Source organism: Amycolatopsis antarctica, from assembly GCF_002262875.1.
Lineage (GTDB): Bacteria > Actinomycetota > Actinomycetes > Mycobacteriales > Pseudonocardiaceae > Amycolatopsis > Amycolatopsis antarctica.
In genome coordinates, this window is record NZ_NKYE01000006.1 from 268,204 (window position 1) to 282,004 (window position 13,801).

General features: G+C 71.6%; 14 protein-coding genes. 6 read left to right on the forward strand and 8 right to left on the reverse strand.

Annotated elements, in window-relative coordinates; genetic code table 11:
* The first annotated feature begins 20 nt into the window (after positions 1-20).
* The 4 genes from CFN78_RS28530 to CFN78_RS12400 all read left to right on the forward strand — a co-directional run bounded on the left by CFN78_RS28530 (position 21) and on the right by CFN78_RS12400 (position 2,871).
* Positions 21-152, forward strand: coding sequence for a lasso RiPP family leader peptide-containing protein (locus CFN78_RS28530; protein WP_110494997.1), 132 nt, complete (start codon positions 21-23; stop codon positions 150-152).
* Between the two features lie 177 nt (positions 153-329).
* Positions 330-2,171 (forward strand): asparagine synthase-related protein, encoded by a 1,842-nt coding sequence (locus CFN78_RS12390; protein ID WP_094862879.1) that lies wholly within the window; start codon positions 330-332, stop codon positions 2,169-2,171.
* Positions 2,168-2,425 (forward strand): lasso peptide biosynthesis PqqD family chaperone, encoded by a 258-nt coding sequence (locus CFN78_RS12395; protein ID WP_094862880.1) that lies wholly within the window; start codon positions 2,168-2,170, stop codon positions 2,423-2,425. Before CFN78_RS12390 ends, CFN78_RS12395 begins: the two co-directional genes overlap by 4 nt.
* Entirely contained in the window at positions 2,422-2,871 is a 450-nt protein-coding gene (locus tag CFN78_RS12400) for a lasso peptide biosynthesis B2 protein (RefSeq protein WP_094862881.1), read from the forward strand. Before CFN78_RS12395 ends, CFN78_RS12400 begins: the two co-directional genes overlap by 4 nt.
* 171 nt (positions 2,872-3,042) lie before the next feature.
* Here CFN78_RS12400 and CFN78_RS12405 read toward each other — a convergent pair whose 3' ends face one another.
* Positions 3,043-3,387, reverse strand: coding sequence for a hypothetical protein (locus CFN78_RS12405; RefSeq protein ID WP_094862882.1), 345 nt, complete (start codon positions 3,385-3,387; stop codon positions 3,043-3,045).
* A gap of 198 nt (positions 3,388-3,585) precedes the next feature.
* On the opposite strand from CFN78_RS12405, the gene CFN78_RS12410 reads away from it, so the two are divergent.
* Both CFN78_RS12410 and CFN78_RS12415 read left to right on the forward strand, forming a co-directional pair.
* The gene (locus tag CFN78_RS12410) at positions 3,586-4,251 is read left to right on the forward strand and encodes a response regulator transcription factor (RefSeq protein WP_094862993.1); all 666 of its coding nucleotides are present in this window, start codon (positions 3,586-3,588) and stop codon (positions 4,249-4,251) included.
* The gene (locus CFN78_RS12415; protein ID WP_094862883.1) at positions 4,248-5,477 is read left to right on the forward strand and encodes a sensor histidine kinase; all 1,230 of its coding nucleotides are present in this window, start codon (positions 4,248-4,250) and stop codon (positions 5,475-5,477) included. The genes CFN78_RS12410 and CFN78_RS12415 overlap by 4 nt, the downstream gene beginning before the upstream one ends.
* Positions 5,478-5,509: 32 nt before the next feature.
* Here CFN78_RS12415 and CFN78_RS12420 read toward each other — a convergent pair whose 3' ends face one another.
* From CFN78_RS12420 to CFN78_RS12455, 7 genes are all read right to left on the reverse strand, one after another.
* Positions 5,510-6,379 carry a shikimate dehydrogenase gene (locus CFN78_RS12420; protein ID WP_094862884.1) on the reverse strand — a complete coding sequence of 290 codons (870 nt, stop codon included), beginning with the start codon at positions 6,377-6,379 and terminating at the stop codon, positions 5,510-5,512.
* Entirely contained in the window at positions 6,369-7,928 is a 1,560-nt protein-coding gene (mltG, locus tag CFN78_RS12425) for an endolytic transglycosylase MltG (RefSeq protein ID WP_094862885.1), read from the reverse strand. Before mltG ends, CFN78_RS12420 begins: the two co-directional genes overlap by 11 nt.
* Before the next feature lie 293 nt (positions 7,929-8,221).
* A complete protein-coding gene (gene ruvX / locus CFN78_RS12435; RefSeq protein WP_094862886.1) occupies positions 8,222-8,725 on the reverse strand; it encodes a Holliday junction resolvase RuvX in 504 nt (167 codons plus the stop codon).
* Positions 8,722-11,382, reverse strand: coding sequence for an alanine--tRNA ligase (alaS, locus tag CFN78_RS12440; RefSeq protein ID WP_094862887.1), 2,661 nt, complete (start codon positions 11,380-11,382; stop codon positions 8,722-8,724). The genes ruvX and alaS overlap by 4 nt, the downstream gene beginning before the upstream one ends.
* Before the next feature lie 124 nt (positions 11,383-11,506).
* Positions 11,507-11,809, reverse strand: coding sequence for a hypothetical protein (locus CFN78_RS12445; RefSeq protein ID WP_094862888.1), 303 nt, complete (start codon positions 11,807-11,809; stop codon positions 11,507-11,509).
* Positions 11,806-12,213 (reverse strand): DUF948 domain-containing protein, encoded by a 408-nt coding sequence (locus CFN78_RS12450; protein WP_094862889.1) that lies wholly within the window; start codon positions 12,211-12,213, stop codon positions 11,806-11,808. The genes CFN78_RS12445 and CFN78_RS12450 overlap by 4 nt, the downstream gene beginning before the upstream one ends.
* A 116-nt stretch (positions 12,214-12,329) precedes the next feature.
* Positions 12,330-13,703, reverse strand: a complete 1,374-nt coding sequence (locus CFN78_RS12455; protein ID WP_094862994.1) for a replication-associated recombination protein A — start codon at positions 13,701-13,703, stop codon at positions 12,330-12,332.
* Between the last annotated feature and the right edge of the window lie 98 nt (positions 13,704-13,801).

The window sequence follows — 13,801 nt, forward strand, 5'->3', positions numbered from 1 at the left end:
TAGAAAGGGAAGTGACTCCGATGATCGAAGAGACCACCGTGTACGAGCCGCCGACTCTGGTCGAACTCGGCGACTTCGCCGACGTCACCCACGCGGCCGTACTGGGCATCTGGATCGACACGCCCTCCATCAATGGCCAGTGGACCCCGTAGGTCGGCCGATCGCGGTTTCTGACGGCCCGGCCGGCGTGGCTGTCACACCGTCCGGCTGATTCACGAACGCGCGGGGTCGCCGCGGACGCCGTTCCGCCGTGGCGACCCCGCGTGCCGTCCACCGGGGCCGAGGACGGATGACCCCCGGACCGGACGAGACACGAAACGGGAGCAGAGATGGACTTCGTGATCCTCGCCGATCACCCGGCGAGCGAGACGATCGCGCGCAGGCTCCCCGCGGACGGGGCCGTGCGGACGCTTCGTCACCATTCCGGACGGCCGTGGCTGATCGGGCGGTGGAACGAGGACGAGGTCGTTTCCGTGGCCGTGGGGCCGAACAGGATCGTGTTGTTCGGGCCGACGACGACCACTCCCGAGTCCCTGACCTCGACAGCCCGCGGCCTGCGCGACGCCCGCGACCTGGACCGGCTCGCAGGCAGCCTGAGCGGCTGCGTACATCTGCTGTCCTCGATCGACGGCGAGGTGCGCGCCCAGGGCAGCCTCTCGGGGGCCCGGCAGGTGTTCTACACGTCGACCGACGGCGTCACCGTTGGCAGTGACCGGCCCGCGGTGCTGGCCCGGCTGGCCGGCGTCTCGATCGACGAGGAACTCCTGCCGCTGCACCTGCTCGCGCCCTACGGCCCGCCGTGGCCGCTGAACACGCACACCCTCTGGCGCGAGGTCTCTTCCCTGCCGATGGGGCACTACCTGCACCTGGATACGCGCGGCGGCGGACGGACGACGCGATGGTGGACACCGCCGGAACCCGAGGTCCCGCTGAGCACCGGAGCCTCGGTACTGGGCGCGGCGATCCGGGAGGCGGTCGAGGCACGGACCTCGCGGGGCGGCACCGTGACCGCGGATCTCTCCGGCGGCCTCGACTCGTCGAACCTGTGCTTTGTCGCCGCCACGGGGAAAGCGCGGCTGGTGACCACGCACTACGCCTCTCCGGACGCCGCGAACGACGATCTGGCATGGGCGGAGCGGTTGAGCGGAATACTCTCCCCCGCGCGGCACGTCGTGTTTCCCGGTGAGCAGGCGCCCGGTCTCTACGACGAACCCTCCACCGGGTCGTCCGAACTCGAAGGACCGCAGTCGCTCCTGCACGTGCCGAGGATCGAGCACCAGGCGGAACTGATCGCCGGTCTCGGATCCAGCACACACCTTCGCGGTGACGGCGGTGACGAACTGTTCCAGCCCAACGAGATGGCCCTGCACGCACTCGCCCGCACGGACCCGCTCCGAGCCGTGCCGCACATCCGAGCCCTCCGGGTCCGGCGCCGGTGGAGTTGGGCGACGATGGTGCGCAACCTCGCGGACGTCGGACCGTACTCCCGGTGGCTGTCGGACTGCGCGGCCGGTCTCGGCGCCCCCCGCGTGCCCGGCGAGAACGTGATGGGCTGGGACATCGTCCCGATGATGCCGCCGTGGGTGAGCGCCGAGGCACTGGCGATCGCCCGCGACCAGGTGGCCGGCGCCGCCGCGGACGAGCCGGCGCCGCTGGCACCGAGCCCCGTCGCGCACCAGATGGCCCGGCAGGTTCACCTCAACGGGGTGATCAACCGGCAGATGGCGGAGATCGGTGCCCGCTACGGCGTCAGGTTCGAAGCCCCGTACCTGGACGACCGGGTGGTCGAGGCCGCGATGTCCGTCCGGCTCGCCGACCGGGTGTCGGCGGACCGGGCAAAGCCGGTGCTGTCCGCCGCGCTGGACGGGGTGACCCCCGCCGAACTCGCCCAGCGGACGACCAAGGGGCACGCCACCGCCGAGGTGTACGAGGGACTGCGTCGCGGCAGGCGGGCGCTGCTCGGGCTGTGCGAGGACTCCCGGCTCGCGCGCCTCGGCCTGGTCGACACCGAGGCGCTTCGCGATGTCCTGATCCGGACACACGCCGACATCAGGCAGTTGATCGGCCTCAATCCGACCTTGGCCGCCGAACGCTGGCTGCGGAGCCAGGCGGCGGACCCACGGCCCGCGGTGCACCCGGCTGATCCCGTCCACAGTGGAGGAACGTCATGAGCTATCACCTTGCCCCGGACGTGACCGTGACCGAGACCGGTAGTGGCCTGGTCCTGCTCAACGAGCGCGACGGTGGCTACTGGCAGATGAACGAGACCGGGGCGACCGTCCTGCGGGCGGTGCTCGCCGGTGAGACCGCCGAGTCCGCCGCCGCGACGCTACGCGCGGCGCATCCCGGCGCGGCCGAACGGATCACCACCGACGTCGAGGCCACTCTCGACGCGCTGATCGCGGCGAAGCTGGTGACCGCATGAGCGCGCCGATCACGGTGGAAGCGGCCACCCGGGCGCCCGCGCATCTGCGTCTCGGTGCCCTTGTCGCGGTGGGAATCGCCCGTGTCCTCGCCCGGCAGTCGCCTCGGCGGCTGCGTCGTGCGCTGGAACGGGCGTCCCGTGGTGGCAGACCGGCGACCGCCGACGAGGCACTGCGCGCCCGCAACGCGGTGGTCAGCGTCAGCATGCGCTGCCGGGGGCACTGGTGTCTGCAGCGATCGATCGCCACAGCGCTGCTGTGCCGGTCCGGAGGTTCCTGGCCGCAGTGGTGCAGCGGGGTACGGGTCCAGCCGTTCCTGGCGCACGCCTGGGTCGCGGTCGACGGCGTGCCGGTCGGCGAGCGGCACGTCGACCTGCAGGACTTCCACCTCACCCTCGCCGTCCCCCGGCGGCAAGCCCGGCCGCGGGCCGGTGATCGCGACCTGTGAACCCCGGCCCGGTGGCCGCCACCGGCGGCGGCCACCGGGCACCCCGGTGTGACCGGGCCGTCGCGCGCGTCCCGCCACGGCGGCGAGTGGGTGCGAAGTCCTTCGCTGCGGCGGCGCGCCCGCATGGTTGCCCGGGTGGCAGGGCCCCGGGCAACCATGCCTGGCAGCCGCTCAGCCCTGCTCGGCCTGGCCGGCCGGCGCGCCGCCGATCGGCTGCGCGGGCACATGCGGTGTCCCCGGCGGCAACGGCCGGGTGGGCTGGCAACCGATCGGCTCGGCCGGCACCTCGGGCGTACCGGGCTCGGCATGGCCGGCCGGCGCGCCGTCGATCGGCTGCGCGGGCACATGCGGTGTCCCCGGCGGCAACGGCCGGGCCGGCTCGCAACCGATCGGCGTGACGGGACCGTCCCCTCCTGCCCGCTCGTCCATGGAATCGGCGAGGGCTGCGCCGCCGGTGCCGACCATGATTGCCAGGCCGGTGACGACGGTGGCGATCTTCCGGGAGAACAAGGGCATGGGTACTTCCCTTCGTGGATGTTCACTTCAGGACGGTGGATTCGCCCTGGGCCGCGGCGGCGTGCCGTGGCTCGCCCCATGTAGCCAGGCCACGGTTATCGCCGGGGTCTGGTGAACTCCATACGGTGACCATATGTGGTTGCGCGAACCATGTTTCCGGACCGGGTGAACGAATGCGAGAAGCCGAAGGGCGAGGGTATGCGGGTGCTGGTGGTGGAGGACGAGGCGTTTCTCGCCGAGGCTCTGGAGTCCGGGCTACGCAGCGAGGGCATGGCGGTCGACATCGCGGGTGACGGGGCGACCGCGCTGGAGAGCCTGGCGGTCAACGACTACGACGCGGTGGTGCTGGATCGCGACCTGCCCGGGGTGCACGGCGACGACGTGTGCAGGCACCTGGTCGCCACCCGGCCGGAATGTCGCATCCTGATGCTGACCGCGGCGGGACGACTGGCCGACAAGGTCGACGGACTGCGACTCGGTTCGGACGACTACCTCGTCAAACCGTTCGACTTCCCCGAATTGGTCGCCCGGCTGCGTGCGCTGTCGCGCCGCGCCGGTGCGGCGCATCCACCCGCGCTGGCCTGCGCGGGCCTCTGGCTGGATCCAGCCCGCCGTGACGCCCGCCGCGGCGACCACGGTCTGCGGCTCACCCGCAAGGAGTTCGCCGTCCTGGAGTTGCTGATGCGTGCCGACGGCGCGGTGCTGAGTGCGGAACACCTGCTGGAGAAGGGATGGGACGCACACGCCGACCCCTTCACCAACGCGGTGCGCATCACCGTATCCACGCTGCGCCGCAAGCTCGGCGACCCGCCGGTCCTGCACACCGCCATCGGAGTCGGCTACTACCTGGCCACCGCCCCGTGAGCGTCCACGCCACGCTCCGGGGCAGGCGGCTGTCCATCCGCCTGCGGCTCACGTTGCTCTACGGCGCAATGGTGCTGGCCTGCGGCATCGTCCTGCTGGTCACCGTGTACCTCCTGATGCGCTACATCCCGACCTACGACCTGCCGCCTCCGGTGGGCCGGCGTGTGGTGGTTCCGGCCATCCCGATCGACGCCGCGGACTCCACGATGGTGACGATCGCCAGCAAGGACGACATTCTGGCGGTCCTGCTGGAACTGTCCGGTGTGGCGCTGCTCGGACTGGTTCTGGTCGCGTTCCTGGCCGGCTGGGTCATCGCCGGTCGCATCCTGGCCCCCGTCCACCGCATCACGCGGACCGCTCGCACGGTCGCGGGCGACACCCTGGACGAACGCATCCACCTCGACGGCGCCCGCGACGAGTTCACCGAGCTGGCCGACACCATCGACACGATGCTGGACCGTCTGCACGCGAGTTTCGAGGCCCAGCAACGCTTCGCCGCCAACGCCTCGCACGAGTTGCGCACTCCGCTGGCGACCATGCGCACGATGCTGCAGGTCGCCTCGGCCCGTCCAGGCGACCACGACCTGGCCACTCTGGCACCGAAACTCCTGGCCACCAACGATCGCAGCATCGCGACCGTGGAGTCGTTGCTCGCGCTGTCGCGGGCCGAACACGGCAGCATCGACGCCGAGTCCGCAGACCTCGCCTCGATCGCGGCGCGCACCCTGGACCAGGTACGGGAGGAAGCGGCCGCCCGTGGGATCGATGTGCACGGCGAGCTGCGGCCGGCCCGCGTGCACGGAGACACGGATCTGCTGCACCATCTGTTGATCAACCTGCTGCACAACGCGATCCGGCACAATCACGCCGGCGGGTCCGCACGGCTGATGACCACCGTCCGGGACGGCGAGGCGGTGGTCACGGTGGCCAACACCGGCGACACCGTGAGCCCGGACGAGGCCGCCCGGCTCTTCGAGTTGTTCCAGCGCGGGAACAGCCGGGCCCGCGCCGAGGGACACGGCATCGGCCTGGCGCTGGTCCGCGCGATCGCCCACAGCCACCACGGCACCGTCACCGCCACCGCCAATCCCGGTGGCGGGCTGATCGTCGTGGTCCTGCTGCGCGCCGCGCCCGCGAGTGCGGCCGGGCTCGCGCCGGTGGGTCAGCGGCGCTCCCCGTCCCGGGGTTCTGATCCTCGCGGCGATGGACTCACCCGCGTCCTGTAGACCAGGACGGGAACTCAGGGTGGGCGCGGGGTTCAGTCGATCGGCAAGGTGCGGATGCCACCGGTCGCCGTCCGCAGCGCGTCGCGCATCGCCGCCCGCGGCGCGGCCCGTCCGGTGAATTGCGCCACCTGCCCGAAAGCCTGGTGCAGCAACATGTCCAGTCCTGTCGCCAGTGCGCCGCCGCGGGCCGCCACGACCTCGGCCAGCGGAGTGGGCCAGGGGTGATAGATCACGTCGAGCAGGGCCCGGACCGTCGCCAGCGTGTCCAGGTGCGGCTGCACCGCCGCGGGGGGCACGGTACTCACCAGCACGGCGGAATCCCGTGCCAGTGCGTGGAAGTCCACCTCGGACCAGCGCAGCACCTCGACGCCGAGGCCGGCCCGGTCCGCCGCCCGCACGGTCTCCGCTGCCCGTGCCGGTTCCCGCACGACCAGCCGGACGCCGTCGAGGCCGAGTGCGGCGTACGCGGCCACCGCCGCCGCCGCGGTACCCCCCGCGCCCAGCACCACTCCGACGTCACCGGGGGCCGGGACGTAACCACCCGCGTGCCGCAGGGCGCCGAGGACGCCGTCGACGTCGGTGCAGTCGGCGTGCCAGCCACCGTCGTCCTGCCGCACCAGCGTGTTCGCCGCCCCGACCGCGAGAGCTCTGGGCGTGGCCGTACCGGCGAACTCCAGGGCCGCCCGCTTGCCGGGCATCGTCACCGACAGACCCGCCCATTCCGGGCCGAGCCCGGCGACGAGCGAGGGCAGGGCGTCCGCCCCGACCTCGACCCTGTCGTAGGTCCAGTGGGCGAGGCCGAGCGCCGTGTAGGCGGCACCGTGCAGAACCGGGGAGAGCGAGTGTCCCACCGGGGAGCCGAGAATCGCCGCACGCCGTGGCGCGGGCCGGTCAGTAGGCACCGCGGGCCTGCGCGTCGCGACGGTTCTGGTTGTGCTCCTCGTTCGTCGCGGCGAAGCAGGACAACCCGTTCTTCTCGCACTTCACGAAGAACAGCCACTCCCCCTGGGCCGGTTTCTCGGCGGCCGTGATGGCCTCCTTGCTCGGCGCCGAGATCGGTGTCGGGGGCAGCCCGCCGGTGGCGTAGGTGTTGTACGGCCCGGCCCGTTCCCGGTCCTCCGGGTTGGTCCGCACCACGGGACGATCGAGCGCGTAGTTGACCGTGGAGTCCAGTTCGAGCTTCATATCCTGGGCGATGCGGTTGTAGATCACCCGGGACACCTTGTCGAAGTCCTGCTTCACGGCCTCGCGTTCGATCAGCGAGGCGATCACCAGCACCTGGTACGGAGTCTGGCCGGTCGCGCCCGCCTCGTCGGGCAGGCCCGCGGTCTGCAGGCGCAACGCCGAGGCGCCGAGCACGTCACCGAGGATGGTCTTCGCGTCCGAGCCCGGTTTGACGTCGTACACACCGGGTGCGACCAGTCCCTCGATCCGCCGTGCCGGATCGGCCCTGCCCGCGGCCTCCACCGCCCACTGCGGGGCCCCGAGCGCGGCCAGGTCGGCCTCAGCGATCGCCGAGCGCAGGTCCTCGGGTGAGACACAGGTGCTCTGGCCGTTGAGCTCGGCGCAGGAGGCCTTCGACAGCAGGGCGATCACACCGGGCGTCACGGTGCCGTCCGGCTGGGTGATGTCGTCGAGCTGGGTGCCGCCGCGGACCTGCATCTGACCGACCCGGGCGGTCGGATCGACGAGGCGGTTGACCGCACCGGTGCCGGACATCTTCGTCTTGAGGACGTAGTAGCCGGGCTGCACGCTGCGTACCTTCTGGTCGTCCTCGCTGGCCTCGACGAAGGCCTTGGCGCTGGCGACGACGTCGGCCTCGTCGAGCTTCGCGGCGATGGCGTTGGTGGAGTCGCCGTCGGTCACCTGGACGAGAATGTCGGACTCCCCGGCTCCCTCGTAGTCCTCGAATCCGAAGCCGAGGAGTTCGCGGGCACCGAACCAGGCACCTCCGGCGAGCAGCACGATCACCGCCACGGCGGCGAACCAGCCGAGGGCGCGTTTGCCGCGCTTTCCCCGGCGCGGCGGCCCTTCCCGTTTCTCCGGCCGTTCGTCCTCGAAGTACTCGGGCTCCGCCTTCTCCTCGTCGTCGTACTCCTCGTCGTAGAACTCGTCCTCGTAGAAGTCGTCCTCGTAGTACCCGTCGTCTTCGTACCCGTCGTCCTGGTAACGGTCGTCCTGGTAACGGCCGGCCGGGCCTTCGTCGTGGAAGCCGTCGTCGTGCTGCGGACCGGCCTGGGGGCCGCGATCGTCGAGCGCGTCGCCGATGGACCGGCCGTGCTCGACGAACAGCACCTCGGTGGGCGTCTCGTCCGGTGGCGGTCCCGGCTCCCGTCCGTGGGCGGGCGGACGCCGTCCCAGGATGCCGAGGCCGTCCTCCCCCGGTTCGGCCGGCGAGGGTGGCCTGTGGTGCCGGTTGGGACGCGCACCGGGTGGCGGTCCCTGGGGCATGCCCTGTGGCGGTGTCGGTGCGTTCGGAGGGATGGCGGTCGGAGGGATGGCGTTCGGAGGCGGGACGGGGGGCGGCCCGTGCGGGGTCGGTGACTCGAACATCCCCCGCGACCGCGATGCCGGAGGCGGTGGTGGCGGCGGTGGTGCCTGGCCGGGACGACCAGGCGGCGGGGGTGGCGGTCCGGGCTGCACCGGCGGCGGCGGCGGTGGCGGCTGTGCGGGGCGCTCACCGCGCCGCGGGTGCTCCGGCGGGCGTCGCCGGTCGCGGCCACCCCGTCCGTCGACGGGCTCGCTCACGAATCCTTCCCTTCCCTGCGCGCGGCGGCGAGGCCGGACGCACGTCCGTCCAGCCACGCCTGCAGGATCTCGACGGCGGCGGCCTGGTCGACGACCGCCCGCTGCTTCCGTCCCTTCACTCCGCGCTGCGAGAGCATCCGGGCGGCGGTGACCGTGGTCAGCCGCTCGTCGGCGAGCCGCACGGGCACCGGCGCGATCCGGTGCTCCAGCCGCTGCGCGTAGTCGATCGCGATCTCGGCCGCGCTGCCCTGGCGGTCCGCCAGCGTTCTCGGCAGACCCACGATCACCTCGACCACCCCGTGTTCGGAGACCAGGTGATCGAGCTGAGTGAGGTCGCTGTCGTCGTCGGCATCACGGGACAGCGTAACCAGCGGACTGGCGAGGAACGGGGAGGGATCCGAGAGCGCCACGCCGACCCGGACGGATCCGACATCGACGCCGAGCCGCCGGCCGGCCCCGGGATCCTCCTCCCCGGGCCGGTCGGGGCGACGTGCTCTCACGCCCCGGCGACCGCGTCGCGCAGTGCGGCGATCGCCTGGTCGACACCCGAGGGGTCGCTGCCGCCGCCCTGCGCCATGTCGGGCTTGCCGCCGCCGCGCGCACCGATGGCCCCGGCGAAGGCGGGTACCAGCGCACCGGCGGCAAGTCCCGCCTCGCGTGCGGCCGCCGTGGTGGCCACGACGAAACTCACCTTGTCCGCGCCGGGCGCGAACAGCGCCACCACGCCGGGACGGCTTCCGAGGCGGTTGCGGATCTCGCCCGCGAGGGCGCGGACACCACCCGCGTCGACACCCTCCGGGAGCCGTTCGGCGACCACGGCGACCCCGCCCGCGTCGACCGCGCGGTCGGCCAGCGAGCCCGCCGAGCCGAGGACCTGCTGGGTCTTGAGCTGTTCGATCTCCTTCTCGGCGTTGCGCAGCCGGGTCAGGACGTCGGAGATCCGCGAGGGCAGCTCCTCGGTCGGCACCTTCAACGTGCCGGCGAGCTGGGAGACCAGAAGCTGCTCCTTGCGGACGTGGCGCAGGGCGTCCGTGCCGACGAGTGCCTCCACCCGGTGCACCCCGGAGCCGATGGAGGAGTCGGCGACCAGCTTCACCAGGCCGAGTTCGCCGATCCGGCCGACGTGGGTACCGCCGCACAGCTCACGGGAGTAGTCGCCCATGTCGACGACGCGGACGTCGTTGCCGTACTTCTCACCGAACAGCGCGACGGCACCGAGTTCCAGCGCCTTGTCCTTGGTCGTGGTGTAGCTGCGCACCTCGACGTCGGTCTGGAGGTAGTCATTGACCTCCTCCTCGACCTCGGTCAGTACATCGGCCGAGACGGCGCCACCGGTGGTGAAGTCGAAACGCATCCGGCCGGGCGAGTTCAGCGAACCGGCCTGCGCGGCGCGCGAGCCGTAGGCGCCACGTACGGCGGCGTGCACGAGGTGGGTCGCCGAGTGCGAACGCTCGATCGCGGACCTGCGGGTGGCGTCCACCGAGGCGGTGAGTTCGGTGTCGATCCCGACCTCGCCGGCGAGCACCTCGACGCGGTGCACGAACAGCCCGGGTACGAGCTTCTGCACGTCCCCGACCGTCAGCTCGACGCCGGGACCGACCAGTACGCCGGTGTCGGCGACCTGGCCACCGCTCTCCGCGTAGAACGGGGTGCTGTCCAGGATCAGTTCGGCTTTCGTCCCCGCCGCGGCACTGGCCACCGGCGCACCGTCGACGAGCAGGCCGATCACCCGAGCGGTCGCCTGCAGGTCGGTGTAGCCGAGGAAGCGGGTCTCGCCGTGCCGCTCCAGCACCTGCCGGTACACCGAGAGGTCGCCGTGGCCGCTCTTGCGGGAGGCCGCGTCCGCCTTCGCCCGGTCGCGCTGCTCCTGCATGAGCGTGCGGAAGCCGTCCTCGTCAACCCGCAGGCCCTGCTCGGAGGCCATCTCCAGGGTCAGGTCGATCGGGAAGCCGTAGGTGTCGTGGAGCTGGAAGGCCTTGTCCCCGGCCAGAATCGCCCCGCCACCGGCCTTGGTCTGCTCGGCGGCCAGGTCGAAGATGCGCGATCCGGACGTGAGCGTGGTCAGGAACGCTTCCTCCTCGGCCCGCATGATGTCGGCGATACGGTCGAAACCAGTGACCAGTTCGGGATACGACGGTCCCATCGCGTCCCGGACCACGGCGGCAAACTCCGGCAGCACCGGCTCGTGCACGCCGAGCAGCCGCATCGAGCGGACGATGCGGCGCAGCAGCCTGCGCAGCACATAACCGCGTCCGTCGTTGCCGGGGGTCACGCCGTCGCCGATGAGCATGACCCCGGAGCGGGCGTGGTCGGCGATGACGCGGAAGCGGACGTCGTCGGTGTGGTCGGCGCCGTAGCGGTGTCCGGAGAACTCCTCGGCCCTGCCGATGACCGGGCGGACCAGGTCCGTCTCGTAGACGTTCTCCACGCCCTGCAGCAGGTAGGCGACGCGCTCGATGCCCATGCCCGTGTCGATGTTCTTCGTCGGCAGCTCGCCGAGGACCGGCCCGCCCTTCTTCGGGCTCACCTCGCCCCGGATCTCCTGCATGAAGACCAGGTTCCAGATCTCGAGGTAGCGGTCCTCGTCGACGACCGGTCCGCCCTCACGGCCGTATTCCGGGCCGCGGTCGTAGTAGATCTCCGAGCACGGGCCGCCGGGTCCCGGGACGCCCATGTCCCAGTAGTTGTCGTCGGCGCCGCGGTACTGGACGCGCTCGGCCGGGATGCCGGTGATCTTGTGCCACAGCGCGGCGGACTCCGCGTCGTGCTCGTAGACGGTGGCCCACAACCTTGCCGGGTCCAGACCGAAGCCACCGCCGGACACCGGCGCGGTGATCAGCTCCCAGGCGTGCTCGATGGCACCTTCCTTGAAGTAGTCGCCGAAGGAGAAGTTCCCGGCCATCTGAAAGAACGTGTTGTGCCGGGTGGTCTTGCCGACCTCGTCGATGTCGCCGGTGCGCACGCACTTCTGGATGCTGGTCGCGCGCGGGTAGGGCGGCGGCACGTCCCCGAGGAAGTACGGCTTGAACTGGACCATGCCGGCGTTGACGAAGAGCAGGTTCGGATCGTCGAAGATCAGCGACGCGCTCGGCACCTGAGTGTGTCCGCGTTCGGTGAAATGGTCCAGGAACCGCTTGTTGATCTCGTGTGTTTCCACTTGTCGTTCCTCGGTGCAGGCGGAGCGGCGGCACGTGGAGGTGCGCCGCGCCGGGTCGGATGACGGCTACGGCGGCGGAGGGTCGCGAATCGGCACTCGGGAGGCGGGTGCGCGGGGGTTGGCGTCAGCCCTCCGCCCGGCGCGCTCGCCGGGAGGCCGCGTGCCTGCCGTCGACCGCGGGCACGTCGGCGCGTGCCGGTGCGGCGGACCGCTCGTGCACGATGTCGTTCAACTCCTGCTCCCGCTCGCTCATCCCGGCGCGCACGTCCGCGCCGAACGATCCGACGGCACCCGCCAGTTCGCGGAAGGCGTCGCCCACGTTCGAGGCTATCCCCGCCGGGGACGCCTGGCGAGCGGTTTCGGTGGCTTTGCGTGACATGGCCACGCCGGCGGCGGCGCCGAGTGAGAACCAGAAGATCCGCTTCACTTGTTCTTCCTGCCCCTCGAACGCCGCGAGCGCCTGACGTCGTCGATCGCCTTGCTCTTGCGGCGTCCGCGCACCGCCTTGCTGACGCCGTAGGACAGCGCGGCCGTCTTCACCAGCGGCCCGCCCAGCGTCGCGGTGAACACCGAGGACAGGGCGGACACGTTGCTGGTGACCGTCTGCGCGCCCGCGGTGATGCCGTCCACGCGCTCGAGCTGGGCATTCACGTGGGTCAGGGTGTCGTTCGCCCCGTGCAGCAGGGGATCGGTGTTCTCGTGTGCCTTGCGGATCGCGATCGTCGCCTCGTCGAGCGTGCGCCCGAGCTTCATCAGCGGAATCGCCAGCAGCAACACCAGCAGCACGAATGCACCCGCGGCGATCAGCGCTGCGATCTGTCCTGCCGACACATGCCCTCCTCGGAAATCTCGCGGCGACGGAATTGCGGGTCAGGTTACCGCGCGCCACGGCACCCGGCCGGATTGGGCCGTACGGGGAGGCACACGGGGTGTCGCGGCCGGGCCGGTCAGCGCTCGCGAATGGTCCGGCGCAGCTTCGGCACCCGCTCGGCGAGCGTGCGCTCGGCTCCCCGCTGGGTGGGGTGGTAGTAGTCGGTGCCGACCAGCTCATCCGGTGGGTACTGCTGCGCCAGCACTCCCTCCGGCACGCCGTGCGGATAGGCGTACCCCTGTGCGTTGCCGAGCTTCGCCGCGCCCGCGTAGTGGCCGTCGCGCAGATGCGGCGGGACGGTGCCGATCTTGCCCGCGCGAATGTCGGCGAGCGCCGCGTCGATCCCGGCTATCACGGCGTTCGACTTCGGCGCGGTCGCCAGATGCACGGTCGCCTGTGCCAGTGCCAGCCTGCCCTCGGGCATACCGATGAACTGGACGGCGTGCGCCGCGGCGACCGCGGACTGCAGCGCCGTCGGGTCCGCCATGCCGATGTCCTCGCTGGCGTGCACGACGAGCCTGCGGGCGAGGAAACGGGGATCCTCACCCGCCTCGATCATCCGCGCCAGGTAATGCAGTGCCGCGTCGACGTCCGAACCGCGGATCGACTTGATGAAGGCGCTGATGACGTCGTAGTGCTGATCACCGTCCCGATCGTAACGGACGGCCGCTTTGTCCACTGTGGACTCGACGGTGGCCAGCCCGATCTCCCCGTTCTCGGTCGCCCCCGCGGCGTCCGCGGCGGCCTCCAGCGCGGTGAGCGCGCGGCGCGCGTCCCCGGAGGCCAACCGGACGAGGTGGTCCTCCGCCTCGTCGGTGAGTGTCAGCTCGCCGCCGAGTCCGCGTTCGTCGGCGAGGGCGCGGCGCAGCAGCCCGCGCACGTCCTCGTCGGTCAGCGGGCGCAGTTGCAGCACCAGCGAACGGGACAGCAGCGGTGACACCACGGAGAACGAGGGGTTCTCGGTGGTCGCGGCGACCAGCAGCACGGTCCGGTCTTCGACGGCACCGAGCAGAGCGTCCTGCTGGGTCTTGGAGAACCGGTGGACCTCGTCGATGAACAGGACGGTGTTCTCGGCGTTGTAGTTGCGGCGGCGGCGGGCCTCCTCGATCACACCGCGCACCTCCTTCACCCCGGCCGAGAGTGCCGACAGTGCCACGAAACGGCGGCCGGTCGCGGTGGACACCAGGTTGGCGAGGGTGGTCTTGCCGGTACCGGGCGGGCCGTAGAGCAGGACCGACGCGGGGGCCGCGCCCTCCACCAGCCTGCGCAGCGGCGCCCCCTCCCCCAGCAGGTGCTGCTGCCCGACGACCTCGTCGAGCGTGGCCGGCCGCATCCGCACGGCCAGCGGGGACCCGGCCGGCACGCTCACCGGCGGCGCGACCGTGCCCGGGCCGGCGGGTTCGGGTGGATCCGCGGCATCGGGGTTCACCGTGAAGAGTTCGTCCTGCACGCCACGACGGTAGCCCGCCGGACGCCCGATGGTTGCGCTGGCCGTGAACACCCTGGCCCGGCTCGGGTGCGAGGGGCCACCCTGGGCGGATGACCGGG